This is a genomic window from Streptomyces sp. NPDC051738 (assembly GCF_044453205.1).
Taxonomy (GTDB): Bacteria; Actinomycetota; Actinomycetes; order Streptomycetales; family Streptomycetaceae; genus Streptomyces.
The window spans coordinates 64,122-83,470 of record NZ_JBITCM010000018.1 but is presented as its reverse complement, the minus strand read 5'-3'; the positions used below and the strand labels follow the sequence as shown (position 1 = coordinate 83,470).

The window sequence follows — 19,349 nt, the reverse complement described above, 5'->3', positions numbered from 1 at the left end:
CGGACGGCGTCACCGCCGACGCGACACTCCCAGCTCGATGAGATAGCGCTTGGTCACCCGGCCGTCGTACCGCCGGTCGATCAGACCCGCGATGCACGCGAGCAACCCGTTCCTGGCGGCTTCCGGCAGAGCCCGGTGGCCGGAGTAGGTCCGCAACACGTCGAGATAGTCGGACGTGGTGTAGGTGAGGTCCTGCTCGTAGCGGCGGAAGACCGTCGGGCCGAACCGACCGCTGCGCGCCACTTCCCCCGCATGGTCCGACGCGTCGACGTCGGTGGCCGCGGGAGGCCGCAGCCCGGGCGGCGTATCGGGGTCGAAGCGTTCGTAGCAGCGCTGGACCTCGACGAAGAACTCCTCGGTGCCGCCCCACACATGCTGGGTGCGCACCACCGCGAGTGCCCCACCGGGACGCAGCGCGTCGGCGGCCTTGACGATCCGCACCGCCGGGTCGAGCCAGTGGAACGCCGTCGCCGAGACCAGCGCGTCGAACGGCTCCTCCGGCAGCGGCCAGCTCTCGAACTCCGCCGTCACCACCGCCACCGCCGCGGCCCCGGCCAGATTGCGCCGGGCGACCTCGGCCATGCGCGGCCCCGCCTCGACGGCCGTGATCCGACAGCCCCGCCCGGCCAGCGGCACCGTCGCCTGCCCCGTCCCGCAGCCCACCTCCAGGACCCGACTGCCGGGGCGGGCACCCGCGAGTTCCTCCAGGTCGTCGAAGAGTTCCGGCGGGTATCCGGGCCTGGCACGGTCGTACAACTCCGCGTCCTCGTCGAAGATCCGGCTCAGACGCGCCCGCCGGGATTCCTCGGGCCTGTCGTCGCGTGCCGCCTGCGTACTGTGTTCGGGCATGCGGAGCAGGCTAGCGAGGTCTGACAGGCTCGGCATTCGCTTGTGTGCGGGGCGCCGGGCACGAGGTCTCCGCCGTCGCGTACGGCAGACAGATACCGTCCTTGGGCGCGTACCGCAGGACCGGGGGCCGTCACCCCTCGCCGGGTGACGGCCCTGCCCCCTACATTCCGTCAGCGGAAAAGGCCGAGTAGAGCACCAGCAGGAAGGCGACGGTGCCCGGTGCGACGGTCAGCGCGGCGCGCATCATCGCGGCGGCGGCATCCGCGCCGGTCGAACGGTGGGTCGAGGGTGCCATCACGGCCAGCAGCACGGGGAGCGCCGCGAGGATGCCGCCGGTGAAGGAGCCGAGGGCGTCCGCGGCGTTGACGGCGAGCAGGACCGTCGTGGCCGACACCGCCATCCGCACCGGTATCTCCCAGCTCCGGACACGGGCCTGAAGGGGATCCGTGTGCACCGGGGCGGGCCAGGTCCGCAGACCCACGCAGGTGACGGCCAGGGTCAGGGCCGCTGTGAGCCAGACGCTCGCGCACAGCGCCGCGACCAGACCGGCGCCCGCCGCGCAGGCCAGGGACGCCGTCAGCGTGCGCGCCGGATGCAGGGCGGGCGCGAGTCGCCCGTAGGCGAGGCAGAAGGACACGACGGCCAGTTGTGCCGCGAGGTTGCCGTGCGCGGCCCGCGCGGCAGGTTCGCTCCCGCCGTCCAGCCACATGAGCGCCAGAAACGGCCCCGATGTGGTCGGCGCGCCCAGCAGCAACCCGCCCAGACGCGGGCCCGAACGCCTGGCGACGACGGAGACGAGAAGGATGAGGGAGGGGGCCAGGGCGGACCGCAGGAGCAGGATTTCCATACCTGCGAGCCTGGCACCGACAAGGCCGATTTTGGCTCGGACTTCTCGGCACCTCATGGGCGTCCGTTGCGGAAAGCTCGGCGGTATCCGTATCCAGCCGAGTATTTGTAGCATGGGTCCATGGACCGCATCGATCGGCAGATCCTCACGATCCTCCTCGCCGACGGCCGGGCGACCTACCAGGAGCTGGGTCGTCAGGTCCGGTTGTCGGCCAACACCGTCGCCGACCGCGTACGCCGGCTCCAGGCCTCCGGGATCGTCCGCGGCTACCGGGCAGAGCTGAACCTCGCGGCGTTCGGGCGCGGGCTGGAGCTGCTCAGCGACGTCCGCCTGCGTGAGGGCGTGGACCGCCAGGCGTTCGAGGCGCAGCTGCATCAAGTGCCGCAGGTCGTCGGCGCGATGCGGCTGACCGGGGACTACGACTACCAGTTGCGGATGGCCTGCACCGACGCCCGCGAGTTCGAAATGGTCATCGACCGCCTCAAGGCCGACCACGGGGTGCGGGAACTGCGCAGCCGGCTGCTGTTGCATGAGGTGCCGCTTGGGCCGGACCGCGTCCTGGAACCCTGATGATCCTCCGCCGCAGGAGTCTGCCGACAAGCCCTGCGCCGCGTACCGGTACAACCTCCGCCCCGCTCGCCGGTCTGACCCATCGGGGTGTTCATGGGAGCGGACCAACAGATCGCCTTCTTCCTGCGGGAGTTGAAGGACGGTGACACCTGGCGGCGTGCGGCCGCCGCGAAGGGACTGGGCAGGGTCGGACGGGACGAGCACGCGTGGGTGCTCGCCGGATCGGCGGATGACCTCGCGCCCGAGGTACGTGAGGCCGTGGCCGTGGGGCTCGGCCGGCTCGGGGTCGCCGAGGCGGGGCGTAGGGTGCTGCTCGCCCTGATGGGTGACGAGGATCCGTGGGTACGGCGCCGGGCCTCGCGTGCCGCGATCCGGCTCGGGCTCGACGGCCCGCCGCTCGTGGCCGCCTTCGCGCGCCTGCTTCGTGATCCGGACCATCACCTGCGGATCAACGCCCTGGAGGGCTTGGCGGCCCTGGGCGCGCCGGGTGATGCGGCCGGACTCGTGGCGCTCCTGGGCGACCCGGAAGTTGCCGTCTGGGGACGGGCCTGGAGCCTGGTGTACCGCTTTCGGGACGACCCGGCCGTCAGCGCCGAGGTGGTCCGCACGGCAGAGCAGGGCGTGGGAGATGCTCGTGTGCGGGCTCTCGAACTGCTTCCCGGGCACTGGACCGAGCGGCTTCTCGATTCCCTGCTCGCAGGGCTCCGCGACGGGTCCGCCCAGGTGCGGATCGCGGTGGTGGGCCGGCTGCGCGACGCGGAGGACGCGCGGACGCGGGACGCCTGGGCAGCGGCTCTGGAGGTCGAACGGGACGCGAACGTCGCGGCCTCGCTGCTGCGTCGGCTGGGCATGCTCGGCGAGGAACGGGTGACCGGACCGGCGACGCGCTGGCTCGGCGACGGCGTAGCAGGCCCGGCGGCCGCGTACGCGCTGGGCGCCGCGGGGACGCGGGCAGCCACCGGGCTGCTGCGTGCGGCGGTGACCGACCCCGCGTTGCCCGGCCGTACACGTGCCGCCGCCGCGAGGGCCATCGGGCAGGCGGGGCGATGGGACGCGGTCTGGCTGCTGCTGGCGCTCCTGGACGACCCCGACGGGGACGTGCGCGCGGGCGCGGTGGACGGCCTGGACACGCTGGTGGACGAGGGGCTCCGCCCCTGGGAAGGTCATCCTGTGGCCTGGGCGTTGGTGGCCCACCTCGCCGCCGACCCGAACACCATCTGGCAGACGCACAACGCGCTCATCGGCCTGGCGGAGGCCCTGCCCGACCTGCGGCGGACAGTGGACCGGACCCCTTCGCCCGAAGTGCGGGCCGCCGCGCTCTCCCTCCTCGACCCGGACAACGCCACCGACGAGAACACCGGCCAGGACCTGCCCCGCTTCGTCCATGCCCTGGACGACCCGGACGCCACGGTCCGCCACCACGCCACGGAGGGCCTCGCCCACTGGCTGGCCGCCACCGGGAGGCGACCGCAGGACGAGGGGCGACTGCGCGCCCGGCTCACCGCCATCGCGTCGGAGGCCTTGGAGGCCTCGGACGTCTCGGGTGAGGGAACTCGCGCGGCGGCCGAGGAGGCGCTTCGAGCGTTGGACGGGTGCCGCCGCTTTTCGTCGTGACGGGCGGCGGCGCGGGACGGGGCCACAAGCCGCCGCAAGCACCGTCGGTATCGGTATCGGTACCGATACCGATACCGACGGTGGCATCGGCTCACTACACCGTCTGATGCTCCTCGTCGGGCGCCACCAGCGCCTTCGTGAGCGGAATCCGCGAGAGTGCGAGAACTCCGGCGGCGATCAGCGCTACACCGAACAGTTGGGGCAGCAGCCACCATCCGGCGCGGATGTGTTCCTCGTACAGGGTGATGCCGAGGGCGAGGCTGACCAGCGCGTCGCCGAGGGTGGGTGCGGGCTGGGAGGCGACCAGCGGGCCGGCCTGCATGGCGTTCTCCAGCAGGAACAGCGCGCACGTGCCGGTCGCGGCGAACGCGTACGTCTGCCAGGCGGAGAAGAAGGCCTTGAGTCCCTGCTCGTCGAGGATGTGCGTGGCGGCCTTCACCAACGCCGCGGTCAGCGCGTAACTGATCGCCGTCGCGGCACCCAGACAGGCTGCCCGTGCGCGGCCTTCCGGCCGTCGGAGGGCGGTGAGCGCGAGCAGGACGACCATCCCCATGCACACGGCGAGCGCGGGAATCCAGCGGTCCAGTGCCACATGGGTGCGATTGCCGGTGGGTGACGCGGCGGTGAGCGCGATCGCCAGCCCTGCCACCACCACCGCCACGGCCAGCCAGCCCATGCCCGCCAGATGCCGGTGCATCAGCAGCGAGGCGACGACGAGGGTGAGCGGCAGTTCCAGCACGAACAGTGGCCGCACGATCGTCAGCGGCCCGGTCGCCGGCGCCAGCGCCTGGCAGACCGCGGCGGCGATCACCGTGAGGATGGGGTGTGCGGCGTGGTCACCTCCCGGTTCGGCGGGCGCGTGAGCAGGACCATGACCTTCTGCCCGCATATGGCCCGGATCTTGGGTTCGGACACCAGGTGTGTGGGCTTCTGACGGTCAGGCCTCGGGCACGAGCCTGCCTCGCCTCTTTCGGTGACATGCCGCGTGCAGTGTGTTACTCGGTGCCGAGATCCCGACTTGGGCGGGTTGCAGCGCTTGCGGCACGGGCGTTCCCTGGAAGTGTCCAGAGGGGAAGCAAGGGCGCCTGGGGCTACGACATGGACCGAGGGGCTCCGCCTCGTTAGCTGTTCAACCGGTAAGGGCCTCGATCGGGGCGGCCCGTCGTCGTCATCCGGCGTTCGACGTGGAGGTGATCCAGGTGAAAGCCGTTGTCTACGAGAAGCCCTTCAGTGTCACCGTCAGGGATGTCGACGATCCGCAGATCCAGCACCCGAACGACGTGCTGGTACGGGTCACATCGACAGCTATCTGCGGATCCGACCTGCACATGTACGAGGGCCGCACGGCGGCCGAGTCGGGCATCGTCTTCGGACATGAGAACCTCGGCATCATCGAGGAAGTCGGCGCGGGTGTGACCTCTCTTTCCAAGGGTGATCGCGTCGTCATGCCGTTCAACGTCGCCTGCGGATTCTGCAAGAACTGCCTTGCCGGGAGGACCGGCTTCTGTCTGACGGTCAATCCGGGCTTCGCAGGCGGAGCCTATGGCTACGTGGCCATGGGCCCGTACACCGGTGGGCAGGCAGAGCTGCTGCGGGTGCCCTTCGCCGATTTCAACTGTCTGAAGCTGCCGCCGAGCAACTTCGAGACCGATTTCGTGTTGCTCGCCGACATCTTCCCGACCGGCTACCACGGATGCGAGCTCGCCCAGGTGACCCCTGGAGAGAGCGTGGCCGTCTTCGGTGCCGGCCCGGTCGGGCTGATGGCCGCGTATTCCGCGCTGCTGCGCGGTGCGTCGAAGGTGTTCTCCGTGGACCGGGTGCCCGAGCGGCTCGCCAAGGCCGAGGAGATCGGCGCCATTCCGATCGACTTCACCAAGGGCGACCCGGCCGCGCAGATCAAGGAACAGACCGGCGGCGAGGGAACTGACAAGGGCGTCGACGCCGTCGGCTACCAGGCCCAGGCGCACGACGCGAGCCACGAGGAACCCGCCGTCGTCCTCAACACGCTCGTCGAGACGGTGCGGCCGACGGGCATGCTGGGCGTACCGGGCCTGTACGTGCCGTCCGACCCGGGCGGTCCCGACGAGAACGCCAAGCACGGTCAACTGTTGGTCTCCATCGGCAGGATGTTCGAGAAGGGCCAGCGGATGGGCACCGGTCAGTGCAACGTCAAGCAGTACAACCGCCAGCTGCGTGACCTGATCATCGCGGGGCGCGCCAAGCCCAGTTTCGTGGTCTCCCACGAACTGCCGCTGGAGGATGCGCCGAGCGCGTACGAGAAGTTCGACCAGCGGATCGAGGGCTACACCAAGGTCGTCCTGCATCCCGGGCACGCGCTCGCGGCGTAAGGGCTGGACAGGGCGAACGCCAAGGTGGTGGTGCCGTGGGCGAGGACGCTCACCTTCCATGCAGGGCGACGGGTCGGCTGCGGGAAGCCAATACCCGCAGCCGACCGGCCGTGAACTGGTTTTACTTGTGCGTCTCCCGCAGGATGAAACCTGCACTGCGCGATCTGCTTCATGATTTCTTCGTAGCAACCGGGATCGCGCTGCGTGTGGCCCCGAATGGGTCAAAGAGGCAGTCATGGCTGAGCAACCGATCAATACGACGGGTACGCATCCGACCTCGTCAGGCCCCAAGAGGTCCAGCGTCGGAATTCACGGCATCACTGAATCCGCCCGGTATTCCATGTCCGAGATGGGGCCGAAGCGGAGTCTGCAGACTCTGTTGACGATGAACCATGTCGACGGTTTCGACTGTCCGAGCTGCGCATGGGGCGACCCGGATCCCGACCACCGGAAGATCGCGGAGTTCTGCGAGAACGGTGTGAAGGCCGTCGCCTGGGAAGCCACGCGCAAACGCGTCGACGCGGAGTTCTTCGCGGAGCACTCCGTCGCCGCCCTGAGGGAGCGGGACGGTCACTGGCTGGAGTCGCAGGGCCGGCTGGCCCAGCCGATGCATCTCGCCCCCGGCGCGACACACTATGCGCCCATCTCGTGGGAGGACGCGCTCGCGCTCACCGCCGACCGCCTGCGCGGCCTCGCCGATCCGAACCGTGCCGTGTTCTACACCAGCGGCCGGACGAGCAACGAGGCCGCCTTCCTCTACCAGCTGCTGGCGCGCAGGTTCGGCACGAACAACCTGCCGGACTGCTCGAACATGTGCCACGAGTCGAGCGGCGCGGCTCTGACCGAGACCATCGGCGTCGGAAAGGGCCTCATCAGCTACACCGACATCACCGATCACGCAGACTTGATCATCGTCGTGGGCCAGAATCCCGGCACCTGCCATCCCCGTATGCTCACCGCGCTCGAACAGGCCAAGCGGCGCGGCGCCCGTATCATCGCCGCCAACCCGCTCCCCGAGGCCGGATTCGGCCGCTTCCGCAACCCGCAGACCGCACGCGGCCTGATCGGCCCGGGTACCAAGCTCGCCGACCGCTGGCTCCCGGTCCGCGTCAACGGCGATCTGGCCCTGTTCGCGGGCCTGAACCGTGCCCTGATCGACCGGGAGGACGCCCAGCCGGGCTCCGCCCTCGACCACGACTTCATCGACCGGTACTGCGACGGCTTCGAGGCGGCGGCAGCAGCATGGCGTGCCCTGGACCCGTCGCGGATCGAGACGATGGCCGGTCTGTCCCGCCGCCTGATCGAGGACTGCGCGGCCGACGTGCTCGCCGCGGACAGCGTCGTCGTCTGCTGGGCGATGGGGCTCACCCAGCACCGCAACGCGGTGGCCACCATCCGAGAGATCGTCAACTTCCTTATGCTGCGCGGCAACATCGGACGCCCCGGTGCCGGGCCCGCCCCGATCCGCGGGCACAGCAACGTGCAGGGCGACCGCAGCATGGGCATCTGGGAGAAGATGCCCGACTCGTTCCTGGACAGGCTCCGTGACGAGTTCGGGTTCGAACCGCCCCGAGCCCACGGCCTGGACACCGTCGACTCGATCAAGGCCATGCGCGACGGCAAGGTCGACGTGTTCATCGGCCTCGGCGGCAACTTCGCCTCGGCCACGCCCGACACCGAGGTCACCGAGGCCGCACTGGCCAACTGCGTCCTCACCGTCCATGTCGCGACCAAGCTGAACCGGACCCATCTGTGCCACGGCAGCGAGGCGCTCGTCCTGCCCTGCCTCGGCCGCACCGAACGCGACCTGCAGGCCTCCGGCGAACAGCTCGTCACCGTCGAGGACACGATGGCCATGGTGCACTCGTCACGCGGACGGCTCTTTCCCGGATCACCGCACCTGCGCAGCGAGGTCGCGATCATCGCCGACCTCGCGCACGCGCTCTTCGGCGCCGACCTCGGCTGGCGTGACATGCGCGACGACTACACCGTGATCCGCCGCCACATCGAGCACGTCGTCCCCGGATTCCACGCCTTCGAACAGCGCGTCCGGCAGCCCGGCGGCTTCATGCTCCCCCGGGCACCGCGCGACTCCCGCACCTTCCCCACACCGACCGGCAAGGCCCGCTTCACCGTCAACCCACCGACTGCGCCCGAAGTCCCGCCAGGACACCTGCTGCTGACGACGGTACGGTCGCACGACCAGTTCAACACCACCGTCTACAGCCTCGACGACCGCTACCGCGGCATCAAGGGCGGACGCCGGGTCGTCTTCCTCAACCGGGACGACCTCCGCGACCTCCACCTGCACGAGGGCGATCTGGTGGATCTGATCAGCGTCAACCCTGACGGTGAACGCCGAGCCCCCGGCTTCCGCGCCGTCCGCTATCCGACACCACGTGGCTGCGCCGCCGCCTACTACCCGGAGACGAACGTGCTGGTCGCCCTGGATTCCACGGCCGAGACCAGCAACACTCCCACGACCAAATCCATCGTGATCCGCGTCGAACCCTCCAACGGGGGAGGCGACACTTCGGAGGCCCAGGATCGAAGCGAGCAGGAGCGGCGCCGCACCCAGAGAGGCCGGCCTCAGCATGACGTGGCGCCCGGCCCGTGCGACAGGGCCGACCAGTGAGGACACCGGCGTCTACCCGGCTCATGCACACTGACCGCCTGCACGCCGATGCCTTCATCAGTACCTTCGGCTTGTCGACCGGGTAGCCGCCGAGAAGGGTGCCGGACGCGCATCTGCCCTGGTCAGGCGCCCTCTTTCTGTGTCTGGCAGAAGTCCAGCCTCAACGGGACTGCGGCTCTGTCGGATTGGCCGTAGCCGCCCGCTCCGAGCTGATGATCCCACCCGGCACGGGCTGTAGAACGCGTCTTGTGCGGTCCAAGTGGTCCACGACGGGGAGATACATGCAGGTCAGATCCCTGCGGGCCCGCGACGAGGCCCAAGCCGTGCTCGACGAACCGGCCGCCACCGATGCCCAGGCCCACTTCCCCGCCGTCGAACAGCGCCTGGCGAACGCTCGCCTCACGTGCCGCACTGCGCAGGAATGCGCCCAGGCCGAGACCCGGCTGCGCGAGGAGATGACGGCGCACAAGAACCGCTGGGCCAAGGAACAGACCCGCCTCGCTCAGGCGATCGCCTCCCAGAGGGGCACCTTCTGCAGCAACTACCCCGCCGAGACCAACGAGCTCGACGACTCCGCCCCCGGCTACCGCGACCTGCACCAGCGGCTCGTCGCCGACGACTTGCCGCGCTTCCAGGACCAGTTCCGCACCTGACTGAAGACCAATGGAATCCGCGAAATCGCCAAATTCCACGCCCAGTTGACCATCTGGGCCGATGAGATCGGCGAACGCATCAACACCATCAACGAGTCGCTGGCCGACATCGACTACAACCGGGCCGCTACCTCATGCTCAAGCCCGAAGGCCTCAGGGCCAAGCGCCGCGTCAGAGCCGACTGCTCGGCGCGGGTCATCTGCAGCAGCGAGAAGTACACGCACACGCCGTTGAGCGAGTCCGCCTCGAGTGGCAGATCCAGGACGTCGCCGCAGCGGAACTCGGCCTTGGGGGACCTGACTGGCGGCGAGTTCGACCACGAGGGGGATACGTCGACGCCCGGCATCGAGTGCCCTGCCTCGATGAGCGCGGCCGCGGTGGGCCGCCCGGTGCCGCTGCCCACGTCCAGCGTTCGCGCGCGGGTGGCAGCCGCTCGATCAGCCACTCCAGCGCGGACACGTGTGCGGGGGCATGGGCGAACGCCTTTCTCGTGGGCGGGTCCCGGCGCGTCGAACAGCATGGCGGCGGGCGGCCGTTGGTCCTCGTGGCTCACGTCGGTGTCCCTTCGCTCGCCGACCTGCATGGTCGCATCAGCCGGACGCGTGCCCCAACGGCGGCCCGGTGCGCGTTCCGGCGGGCCGGGCGGGGGAGAATGAGGGCCGTACCCAACGGTCGACTTGCGGAGGAGCGGGGAAATGCAGGACGCGCGAGCGGGGCAGGTCGCCGGGCACGGGGACCTCATCGATGTGGCCCGCCTGGTCACGGCGTACTACGCGCTGCACCCCGACCCGGCCGAGCCCGGGCAACGGGTGGCGTTCGGGACCTCCGGACACCGCGGCTCGTCCCTCGCGGCGGCGTTCAACGAGGACCACATCGCGGCCACCAGCCAGGCCATCTGCGAGTACCGCGCCGCCCAGGGCACCGACGGCCCCCTCTTCCTCGGCGCCGACACCCACGCCCTGTCGGAGCCCGCTCGGATCACGGCACTGGAGGTGTTCGCCGCCAACGACGTGACCGTCCTCATCGACCAGGCCGACGGCTACACGCCCACGCCGGCGGTCTCGCACGCCATCCTCACGCACAACCGGAACCGCACGTCCGGCCTCGCCGACGGTGTGGTGGTCACCCCCTCGCACAACCCGCCCGCCGACGGCGGCTTCAAGTACAACCCGCCGAGCGGCGGCCCCGCCGGTTCCGAGGCGACCTCGTGGATCCAGGACCGGGCCAACGAGATCATCACCGGCGGCCTGAAGGACGTACGGCGCATCCCCTACACCCGCGCCCTGGCCGCATCCGGCACCGGCCGCCACGACTTCCTCGGCAGTTATGTGGCGGACCTGCCGAATGTGCTGGACCTGGAGGCGATCCGGGCCGCCGGCGTGCGCATCGGTGCCGATCCGTTGGGCGGCGCCTCGGTCGCCTACTGGGGCCGGATCGCCGAACAGCACGGGCTCGACCTGACGGTGGTGAATCCGCTCACCGACCCCACCTGGCGCTTCATGACGCTGGACTGGGACGGCAAGATCCGCATGGACTGCTCCTCGCCGTACGCCATGGCCTCGCTCATCGAGCAGCGCGATCGATTCGACATCGCCACCGGCAACGACGCCGACGCCGACCGGCACGGCATCGTCACACCGGACGCGGGCCTGATGAACCCCAACCACTATCTGGCCGTGGCGATCTCGTACCTGTTCTCGCACCGGGAGCAGTGGCCCGCCGGCGCCGGGATCGGCAAGACTCTGGTGTCGTCCAGCATGATCGACCGGGTCGCGGCGGACGTCGGACGGCAGCTGGTCGAAGTCCCGGTCGGATTCAAGTGGTTCGTGGACGGTCTGTCCGACGGGACGCTCGGCTTCGGCGGCGAGGAGTCGGCGGGCGCGTCCTTCCTGCGCCGCGACGGCTCGGTGTGGACCACCGACAAGGACGGCATCATCCTGGCCCTGCTCGCCTCCGAGATCACGGCCGTCACCGGCAAGACGCCTTCGGAGCACTACGCGCAGCTCACCGACCGCTTCGGTGCCCCCGCCTACGCGCGCGTCGACGCCCCGGCCTCCCGCGAGGAGAAGGCGCTGCTCGCCAAGTTGTCCCCGCGCCAGGTCACGGCCGACACCCTCGCCGGAGAGCCGGTCACCACGGTGCTCACCGAGGCCCCCGGCAACGGCGCCGCCCTCGGCGGTATCAAGGTCACCACAGCCAACGCCTGGTTCGCGGCCCGACCTTCGGGCACCGAGGACGTCTACAAGATCTACGCGGAGTCCTTCCTCGGCCCGGACCACCTGCGACAGATCCAGGAGGAGGCCAGGTCCGTGGTGCTGACGGCGCTGGGCGCCTGACGTGGACGAGACCGTGTAGACGGCACTGAACGCCGCCGCGATCGGCGGCGGCTACCGCCTGATCGACACCGCTGCCGCGTACCGCAAAGAGGAGCAGGTCGGCGAAGGCATCAGGGGTTCCGGCGTGGACCGCGACGAGGCCTTCGTGACGACCCGGCCGTGGCACTTCGCCGACGACCTCGACTCCTGACAGCTGTCCCGGCGCCGGGCGGCACACGGGGCAGCAAAGGCCAGGCCTGTCGGAAGAACTCCATTCCTGCGGACATGCTCAGTCGGTCATGGCGTCGCGCACGAGTGCGGTGTCGACGAACTGCTCGAAGCGCACGATGAGTCCACCGCGTACGACGAAGTGGTGGGCGACGCGGACGTCGATCGGCTTGCTGGTGGCCTTGTTGACGGCGGTGTAGCGGGCCAGGACGACGACGTTCTCGCCGTCGACGACGTAGGTGTCGTCGTGGGCGGTCCAGTCGTCCCAGTCCTGGCCGAGCTTTTCCATCACGTTGGACGTGACGCCGTCGGGGGTGCGGTAGGTGCCGGCGAGAGGGAAGCCGGCCATCTCCGTCCACTCCACATCGGGGGCGAGGGTGGCGCGCAGGGCTTCGAGGTCGCCGGCGCAGGAGGCCAGGTACTGGCGGCGTACGACGTCGGCGGGCGCGGTGGATGCGGAGAACCTTGTCATGTCGGTCATGGTCAGCCCCACTTCATCTCGCCCTTGGCGACCTTCGCCCCGATCTGCGCGGCGATCAGCATGCCGTTGTCCGGGAAGCGGTTGACCAGCGCCTCGGTCAGCGCGGCGCCGTCGGCCGCCTTGCCCAGCTCCTCCTCGAAGGCGAGCAGGTAGTCGCGGGTGGCGGTGATGGCGGTCGCGTCGGCGGCGGTGTCGGGCAGGCGGTGGCCGGGGACGACCAGCCGCGGGTCGAGGGCGGCCATCTCGTCCAGGAGCTTGATCCAGGCGGAGCGGTCCTCTGGCGTGGGGGTGTCGGCGACCCAGACGTGCTCCTGCTGGAAGAGCAGGACGCCGCCGAGGAGGGCGCGGTGCTCGGCCTGCCAGAGGAAGTGGCGGTCGGGGAGCTCGGGGGTGCCGCCCTTGAGCTCGAAGCGGTGGCCCTCGAAGGTGAGGTCGCCGGTCAGCGGGGTCAGGTCGACCAGGCGGGTGGGCAGGTTCGGGCCGAGCGCCTCCCACGCCTTGAGCTTGCCCTCGTACGAGTCCTTGATGTGCTCGATGACGATCGGGGTGGCGACGAACGTCGCGTCGGGGAAGGCGTCGGCGATCACCTCGGCGCCGAAGTAGAAGTCCGGGTCGGCGTGGCTGATGAACACGGCGGTGAGCTGCTTGCCGGAGTCGAGGATCTCGGCGGCGAGGCGATGGCCGTCGGCGCGGGTGAAGGCGGCGTCGACCAGCAGCGCCTCGTGCTCGCCGGTGACGAGGGTGGCGGTCTTGTTCTTGGTGCCGGCGGGGAAGTCGAGGTCGAGGATCTTGAAGGCGAGCGTGGTCATGCGGGGCTCCTTGAGGGGGACGGGGGTGGGAGGTCAGGCGGCCACGGCCAAGAGGCGTTCGCCGACCTCGTCGGCGGTGGCGTGGCCGTAGGCCAGGGGAGTGATGCAGTCGCCGTCGACGGCCAGCAGGGTAGGGAAGCCGGTGACGCCCAGCGCGGCGGCGCGGCGGAAGTCGATTTCGGCGGCGGTGCCTGTCTCGGGTGCTGCGAACGCGGCGAGTACGGCCTCGGCGTTCAGTCCGGTCGCTTCGGCCACCGTCCGGTAGGTGGCGGGGTCCGAGAGGCTCAGGCCGTCGACGTAGAAGGCGTGTTGGAGGGCCGTGGCGAGCTCCGCCGCTCGGTCGGGGGCGGTCTGGCGCAGGGCGGCGACACCGCGGGCGGCTGCCTCGGAGTCCATGATGAACGAGCCCTCGGCGATCAGCCGCTCGTAGCCGTCGCCGAACTCGGCACCGGTCAGCTCGCCGATCTTGGCGTTCGCCCCCTGGACGTAGCCGAACTCGCGGATCGGCACCCGGCGCGTCCCGGTGAACAGGCCACCGGAGACGACCTCCACCGGCAGTTCGGGGTGGCGGGCTGTGACCTCGCGCAGTGTTCCGGAGAATCCGTGCGACCAGCCGCAGTAGGCGTCGAAGACGTAGACGAGCTTCATGGATGACCTCGAAGGCGTGCCCTGCCCACCTGGTGTGAGCATTCGTCTGACAGAACAGTAACTGACTCGTCAGATATTTCGGGATGGGTGTGAGGTGGGACACGTGAGTGGAGCTGCGGTCATTACTCCAGGGCAGTCGCCGGTCCGCAGGTCAGGGCAGTCGGGGCAGCACGTCCCGGGCGGTGTGGCTGAGGATACGGAGGTCCTCCGCGAACCGCTCGCGGTCCTCGGCGGGGAGCGGCTCCACGAAGTGCCGCTTGATGTTCGCCACGTGCACCTGGGAAGCGCGCACCGCCGTCTCCTCGCCCAGCGGAGTGAGTCGCACCAGCTTCGCGCGCCGGTCCTCGGGGGAGTCGGTGCGCGCCACGAGGCCCGCCGCCACCATGCGGTCCACCAGCCGGGTGGCGCCGCCCGTGGTCAGGACCTGTTCCTGGGCGATGGCCCGCATCGACATGCCCGGTGCGCCTGCTCGCCCGAGGATCAGCAACACCTCGAACATGAGATGGCTGATCCCGCACTCCTCCTCCAGGGCCCGCCCGAGGATGTACTCCAGTCGGTTGGCCGCCCCCTGCAGCCGCCCGAACGCGAGGATCAGCTCGTGGTCCGCGGCCTCCTTCGCCGTTCTGATGCCCGCCTGCTCGCTCACGGCCTCGCCGCCCCTTCCGCCGTCCCGGGTATCACCGTACCGATCATGCCCGGGGCGGTGGGGAGTCGGTGGACACGGCCCGCACGGCCCTACGGCGAATGGGCTGAGGTGGCCTCTGCGGGCGGCTTCGGAGATGGCGCGGCTCGCCTGTGGGAATCCTGCGAAGAGCGGGGGCATCGGTCTGGCGGGCGCGCTTGCGGTGCACCAGCCGGCGCCCCCGCCCCACCTTCTACGCCCCCGGGTGCAGTCCCAGCCAGCCGGGCGTCGGGTCGCCCTTGGCCTCGCCGAAGTACAGGGCGAAGGTCTGCTTCCAGCGTTCGACCGCGGCGCGGTCGGCCATGAAGCGGGGGAAGCCCTCCACGTGGGCGTTCGGGTACTCCCAGATCGGCTTCAGGCCCGTCGGCGGAGTGACGTCGGTGCGGACGGACCAGCCGTTGAACGAACCGTTCTGCATCTCGGTCGACAGCTGCCAGTTGAGGAAGAGCTTGGCGGCCGTGGAGTTCTTGGCCTGCTCGAGGATCGCGGTGCGCTGGCCCCAGGCCATGAAGGGGTGTCCGGCGCCGATGGCGAACGTCACGGGAGAAGTGCTGACCGCGGATCCCGCGGTGCCGACGCCGATCGCCTTCTGACCGCCGAAGACCGCGTCGCCCGGCGAGTTGCTGCCCCGACCGAACTGCACGTCCTGGGTGGCGAATTGGGCAACCCAGTCCCAACCGTATGTACGCGCGTACAGCGAGAAGAGGTAGAGGACCGCGTCGTCGTCGTGCGGGTAGGCGGAGGCGATCTTTCCCTTCCACTTCGCGTCGACCAGGTCCAGCGGGGTGAGCTGTGTCGCCGAACCGACCGTCCCCGTGTCGTACAGGAAGCTGAAGGCGATCGCCCAGGTGGCCACCCACGCGCCCTGCGGATCCTTGAACGCGTCGTAGACCTTGGAGAACCCGGCGGGCTTGTAGTGCAGCAGGCGGTCCTGCTGCTTCCAGCGGTCGAAGTCCTGAAGGGTCTGGAACTGGACCACGTCCGGGACGAGGGTGTCGGTGGCGAACTGGTTGTCGACCCGTACGTCGTGGTACTTGCTGTAGTCGACGATCAGCGTCAGGTCGATCTCGGGGAAGCGGTCCTTGAAGGCCGCCTTGGTGCCGTCCTGCTGCGTGGGGGTGTCGCCGCCGGCGTAGACGACGAGCTCGCCGCCCTCCGCGAGCGTGGCCCGGTAGAGCTCGTCGAGCGTCCGCGTCTCCTCGCGCCCGCTCCTGCTGCGGGAACCTATGGGGGCGGCCGAGGCCGGACTCGCCGAAGCGCCGAACGCGCCGACACCGAGGGCGGCGCCTGCGCCGGTGGCCAGGACATTTCGTCTGCTGAAGCTGGGCACGCTGAGGAGGCCTCTCTCATGGGGGGTGGAGTAGTGAAGCCCGGCGCCTGGGTGCGGCCATGGTCGTCGGGCGCCCTTCATCCTTGCGCCGCCCCCTACGGATGGGCAACGTTTTCCAAAGGCTCAATCCAACGTTCAACCGAACGATTGAACGCCCGCCGCGCAGTTTGGTGTCGACGCCTTACTTCGCCGGTCGCGCGGTGGACCGGCGCGGCACGAGCGTGGGGGAGAGGGTGACCTGAGCCGACGGCCGGCCACGCTCGGCGATCCGTTCCAGGAGGAGGCGTACGGCGTTTCTGCCCATCTCGTGGCCCGCCTGGTCGACGCTCGTGAGGGAGATCGGGCCAAACGCGGCGAACGTGGTGTTGTCGTAGCCGGCCACCGAGAGGTCACCGGGCACGGACAGACCGGCCTCGGCGACCGCTTCGAGCACACCCATGGCGACGATGTCCGCTCCGGCGAAGACGGCCGTGGGCCGGACGGGACGGGTCAGCAGCTCCTTCGTCCCCCGGTAGCCGCCTTCCTGGGTGTAGCTGGTGGAGACGACATCGATCCACTCCTGCAGTCCGTGCTTCCGCATGGCCTGGCGATAACCGTCGGCGCGGCGGGCGTTGGGCATCTCCGTGAGGCGTGTCGGGTCGGTCTCGTGATGTTCGATGTGGGCGATTCGGCGATGCCCGAGGGCTGCGAGGTGGCCGACGACCAGGGCGGCGCCCTCGACGTCGTCGTCCGCCACGGTGTCGTACGCGGGGGAGGAGCCGTGCCGGCCGATGACGACGGTCGGCACCGTGGTGCCGACGTGCTCCAGGCGGGCGCGTGACGAGATCGGTGCGACCAGGATGATGCCGTCCATACCGCGGTCGATCATCGCCTCGGTGACGCGGGCCTCCTCCTTCTCCCCGTTGCAGCCCGGCCCCAGGAACACCTGGTACTCGGTGTCCGCCAGCGTGGCGGTGACGCCGTCGAGGATCTCGGGGAAGAAGGGGTTGCGGATGTCGGGCAGCATCACGCCGATGGTGTACGTCTGGCCGCGCAGGCCCCGTGCGCCGGCGTTCGGGCGGTAGCCCAGCTCGTCGATCGCGCGGCGCACCTTGGCGCGCATCTCGGGGCTGGCCCCGTACGCGTTGCGCAGCACCTTGGAGACGGCTGTCGTGGACACCTGTGCGTGACGCGCAACGTCGACGATGGTGACGCGTCGAGGCCGGGCCTGCGGCTCCATCCGGTTCCTTGTCCCTTCGGGAAACGTTGTCGGCGAGTGTAGGACGGAATGCGCGAATCAGTGAGGCTGTCGCAGGCACTGAGCTGCGCCGCCGCCGTAACAATCACGCAGCTTGCGCGGCATCTTGACGTCACGCGGGACGCTCTCTAGGGTCTGGCAACACCTTTGGGAAACGTTACCCATCGGCCTGGGCCGTCCCGCCCTGCAGCGCACCGTTCGTCCCCTGGACCGCATCACCCACGACGACAACCGGTCGACATCCCCGCAAATCAGCACGCAGTGCCGGAGCCTCGATTCAGCGCCGCGTTTGAAACGTTTCAAGAGAGGAGGTCCGTCGATGACCCTCGCCCCGCACGAGCAGCTTCCGGACCATGACCGGCCTCCGGATGCGGAGCCGGTGCCGAAGGTCCGGCGAGCGCGCACCACCCCGCCCTGGTGGTTCGCCCTGCCCGCGCTGCTGCTGTTCGCCTTCGTGGTCCTGGTGCCGAGCGTCCGCGGTGTGTACTACGCGTTCACCGACTGGGACGGTCTCGATCCCGACTTCTCCTTCATCGGCCTGGACAACTTCTCCGAGATGTTCCGCGACGCCGATGCGGTGCAGGCCATCTGGCACACCCTGCTGATCGCCGTGGCGATCACGGTCGTGCAGAACGCGTTGGGCCTGCTGCTGGCCCTCGGCGTCAACTCGGCCATCAAGTCCCGGAACGTGCTCAGGGTGTTCCTGTTCGCCCCGGCCGTGATCACCCCGATCGTCACCGCCTACCTCTGGCGCAACCTGCTGGGTCCGGACGGCGCGGTCAACAGCCTGCTCGGTGCGGTCGGTCTGGACGGCTGGCGGCAGGACTGGCTGGGCAGTGCGCAGGTAGCGCTGTGGTCGGTGGTCGGTGTGATCGTCTGGCAGTTCGCGGGCTACTCGATGGTGATCTTCCTGGCCGGGCTGCAGTCGGTGCCCAAGGAGATCCACGAGGCGGCGGCCATCGACGGCGCGGGCGCGGTGCGCCGCTTCTGGTCGGTCACGCGGCCGCTGCTGGCTCCGGCCCTCACCATCAACCTGATGCTGTCGATCATCGGCGGGATCAAACTCTTCGACCAGGTCTACGCATTGACGGGTGGCGGGCCGGGACACGCCACCGACACCCTCTCGACGCTCATCTACAAGGACGCCTTCACGCTGGGCGAGTTCGGCTACAGCATCGCGCTCGCGGTCGTCCTGACGATCATCGTGGCGGTCGTCTCGACCGGACAGTACGCAGTGCTGTCCCGCAACGAGAGGGCCGTCTCGTGAACCGATACCGCCGCCGCACTCTCGCACTGGAACTGGCGATGATCGCCACCGCTCTGTTCGTGGGCTTTCCGGTGTACGTCCTGGTCAACCTGGCCGTGCGGCCGACGTCCGACTCCTCGTCGCCGATCAGCCCGACCACCTCGCCCACCCTCGACAACTTCTCGCAGGCGTGGCAACAGGGCGCGCTGGGCGGGGCGTTGGGCAACAGCGTGCTGGTGACGGCGTGCAGCGTCGCCATCGTGCTGGCCGTTTCATCGCTCGCGGCCTACCCGCTGGCCCGCGTCACCGCACGCTGGTCGAGGGGAACGTACCTGACCTTCCTCCTGGGCCTCGTCCTGCCCTTCCAGCTCGCCGCGCTGCCGCTTTACCAGACCATGCGAGACATGGGGCTGCTCGGTACCCCGTGGGCGCTGGTCCTCTTCTACTCCGGCCTGCAGGTGCCGTTCACCGTCTTCCTCTACGTCGGTTTCCTGCGCGCCCTGCCCCGGGACTTCGAGGACGCGGCCCTGATCGACGGCTGCACCCCGCTGCAGGGCTTCCGGTACGTCGTCCTGCCGATGCTCAAACCGATCACGGTGACCGCCCTCGTGCTCAACACAGTCGCCATCTGGAACGACTTCTTCACCCCGCTGCTGTACCTCAGCGGCAGCGCCCAGCAGACCATGCCGGTCGCCATCGCCGGGTTCGTCGGTCAGTACGTCACCGACTGGAACCTCATCTTCGCCGCACTGGTGATCAGCATCCTGCCCGTCCTGCTCGTCTACTTCCTGCTGCAGCGCAGCATCATCAACGGCTTCGCGGGAGGGCTGCGCGGATGACACACGCCGCCCACCCGT

18 protein-coding genes and 1 pseudogene are annotated in these 19,349 nt (G+C 69.6%); 9 read left to right on the top strand and 10 right to left on the bottom strand.

Going from position 1 to position 19,349, the window contains the following annotated elements; translation table 11 throughout:
- Positions 1 to 9 precede the first annotated feature (9 nt).
- Entirely contained in the window at positions 10 to 849 is an 840-nt protein-coding gene (locus ACIA8X_RS34840; RefSeq protein WP_399459968.1) for a class I SAM-dependent methyltransferase, read from the bottom strand.
- Positions 850 to 1,009: 160 nt separating this feature from the next.
- Positions 1,010 to 1,696, bottom strand: coding sequence for a hypothetical protein (locus ACIA8X_RS34835; RefSeq protein WP_399459967.1), 687 nt, complete (start codon positions 1,694 to 1,696; stop codon positions 1,010 to 1,012).
- A 120-nt stretch (positions 1,697 to 1,816) separates the two neighbouring features.
- Between ACIA8X_RS34835 and ACIA8X_RS34830 the strand changes: the two genes are divergently transcribed.
- Both ACIA8X_RS34830 and ACIA8X_RS34825 read left to right on the top strand, forming a co-directional pair.
- Positions 1,817 to 2,266, top strand: a complete 450-nt coding sequence (locus ACIA8X_RS34830; RefSeq protein WP_399459966.1) for an Lrp/AsnC family transcriptional regulator — start codon at positions 1,817 to 1,819, stop codon at positions 2,264 to 2,266.
- 93 nt (positions 2,267 to 2,359) lie between these two features.
- Complete coding sequence (locus ACIA8X_RS34825; RefSeq protein WP_399459965.1) at positions 2,360 to 3,880, top strand: HEAT repeat domain-containing protein; 1,521 nt, start codon at positions 2,360 to 2,362, stop codon at positions 3,878 to 3,880.
- Positions 3,881 to 3,974: 94 nt separating this feature from the next.
- Here the strand turns inward: ACIA8X_RS34825 and ACIA8X_RS34820 are convergent.
- A pseudogene (locus tag ACIA8X_RS34820) lies at positions 3,975 to 4,700 on the bottom strand (DMT family transporter); the annotation flags it as partial.
- A 379-nt stretch (positions 4,701 to 5,079) separates the two neighbouring features.
- Between ACIA8X_RS34820 and ACIA8X_RS34815 the strand changes: the two are divergent.
- The 3 genes from ACIA8X_RS34815 (at position 5,080) to ACIA8X_RS34805 (ending at position 9,516) form a co-directional block, all read left to right on the top strand.
- Positions 5,080 to 6,228 (top strand): glutathione-independent formaldehyde dehydrogenase, encoded by a 1,149-nt coding sequence (locus ACIA8X_RS34815; protein ID WP_393446590.1) that lies wholly within the window; start codon positions 5,080 to 5,082, stop codon positions 6,226 to 6,228.
- A gap of 235 nt (positions 6,229 to 6,463) precedes the next feature.
- The gene (locus ACIA8X_RS34810) at positions 6,464 to 8,863 is read left to right on the top strand and encodes an FdhF/YdeP family oxidoreductase (protein ID WP_399459964.1); all 2,400 of its coding nucleotides are present in this window, start codon (positions 6,464 to 6,466) and stop codon (positions 8,861 to 8,863) included.
- Positions 8,864 to 9,144: 281 nt separating this feature from the next.
- Positions 9,145 to 9,516 carry a hypothetical protein gene (locus tag ACIA8X_RS34805; RefSeq protein ID WP_393446584.1) on the top strand — a complete coding sequence of 124 codons (372 nt, stop codon included), beginning with the start codon at positions 9,145 to 9,147 and terminating at the stop codon, positions 9,514 to 9,516.
- A gap of 127 nt (positions 9,517 to 9,643) precedes the next feature.
- Here the strand turns inward: ACIA8X_RS34805 and ACIA8X_RS34800 are convergent, their stop codons facing one another.
- The gene (locus tag ACIA8X_RS34800; RefSeq protein ID WP_399460019.1) at positions 9,644 to 10,036 is read right to left on the bottom strand and encodes a class I SAM-dependent methyltransferase; all 393 of its coding nucleotides are present in this window, start codon (positions 10,034 to 10,036) and stop codon (positions 9,644 to 9,646) included.
- A 175-nt stretch (positions 10,037 to 10,211) separates the two neighbouring features.
- On the opposite strand from ACIA8X_RS34800, the gene pgm reads away from it, so the two are divergent.
- Both pgm and ACIA8X_RS34790 read left to right on the top strand, forming a co-directional pair.
- Positions 10,212 to 11,852, top strand: coding sequence for a phosphoglucomutase (alpha-D-glucose-1,6-bisphosphate-dependent) (gene pgm, locus ACIA8X_RS34795; RefSeq protein WP_393446582.1), 1,641 nt, complete (start codon positions 10,212 to 10,214; stop codon positions 11,850 to 11,852).
- 25 nt (positions 11,853 to 11,877) lie between these two features.
- On the top strand, positions 11,878 to 12,042 hold the full coding sequence (locus ACIA8X_RS34790; RefSeq protein WP_399460018.1) for an aldo/keto reductase: 165 nt from the start codon (positions 11,878 to 11,880) through the stop codon (positions 12,040 to 12,042).
- Between the two features lie 78 nt (positions 12,043 to 12,120).
- On the opposite strand, the gene ACIA8X_RS34785 is transcribed toward ACIA8X_RS34790, so the two are convergent.
- The 6 genes from ACIA8X_RS34785 to ACIA8X_RS34760 all read right to left on the bottom strand — a co-directional run bounded on the left by ACIA8X_RS34785 (position 12,121) and on the right by ACIA8X_RS34760 (position 17,228).
- Positions 12,121 to 12,531 (bottom strand): nuclear transport factor 2 family protein, encoded by a 411-nt coding sequence (locus tag ACIA8X_RS34785; protein WP_399459963.1) that lies wholly within the window; start codon positions 12,529 to 12,531, stop codon positions 12,121 to 12,123.
- An 11-nt stretch (positions 12,532 to 12,542) separates the two neighbouring features.
- Positions 12,543 to 13,349, bottom strand: a complete 807-nt coding sequence (locus ACIA8X_RS34780) for an MBL fold metallo-hydrolase (protein ID WP_399459962.1) — start codon at positions 13,347 to 13,349, stop codon at positions 12,543 to 12,545.
- A gap of 33 nt (positions 13,350 to 13,382) precedes the next feature.
- A complete protein-coding gene (locus ACIA8X_RS34775; RefSeq protein WP_399459961.1) occupies positions 13,383 to 13,997 on the bottom strand; it encodes a DsbA family protein in 615 nt (204 codons plus the stop codon).
- Positions 13,998 to 14,148: 151 nt separating this feature from the next.
- Positions 14,149 to 14,643, bottom strand: a complete 495-nt coding sequence (locus tag ACIA8X_RS34770; RefSeq protein ID WP_393446568.1) for a MarR family winged helix-turn-helix transcriptional regulator — start codon at positions 14,641 to 14,643, stop codon at positions 14,149 to 14,151.
- 229 nt (positions 14,644 to 14,872) lie between these two features.
- A complete protein-coding gene (locus tag ACIA8X_RS34765; RefSeq protein WP_399459960.1) occupies positions 14,873 to 16,009 on the bottom strand; it encodes an ABC transporter substrate-binding protein in 1,137 nt (378 codons plus the stop codon).
- Positions 16,010 to 16,190: 181 nt separating this feature from the next.
- A complete protein-coding gene (locus tag ACIA8X_RS34760) occupies positions 16,191 to 17,228 on the bottom strand; it encodes a LacI family DNA-binding transcriptional regulator (protein ID WP_399459959.1) in 1,038 nt (345 codons plus the stop codon).
- A gap of 337 nt (positions 17,229 to 17,565) precedes the next feature.
- Here ACIA8X_RS34760 and ACIA8X_RS34755 point away from each other — a divergent pair, with 337 nt between their 5' ends.
- Both ACIA8X_RS34755 and ACIA8X_RS34750 read left to right on the top strand, forming a co-directional pair.
- Entirely contained in the window at positions 17,566 to 18,513 is a 948-nt protein-coding gene (locus ACIA8X_RS34755) for a carbohydrate ABC transporter permease (protein WP_393446560.1), read from the top strand.
- On the top strand, positions 18,510 to 19,331 hold the full coding sequence (locus ACIA8X_RS34750) for a carbohydrate ABC transporter permease (RefSeq protein ID WP_393446557.1): 822 nt from the start codon (positions 18,510 to 18,512) through the stop codon (positions 19,329 to 19,331). Before ACIA8X_RS34755 ends, ACIA8X_RS34750 begins: the two co-directional genes overlap by 4 nt.
- The last annotated feature ends 18 nt before the right edge of the window (positions 19,332 to 19,349 follow it).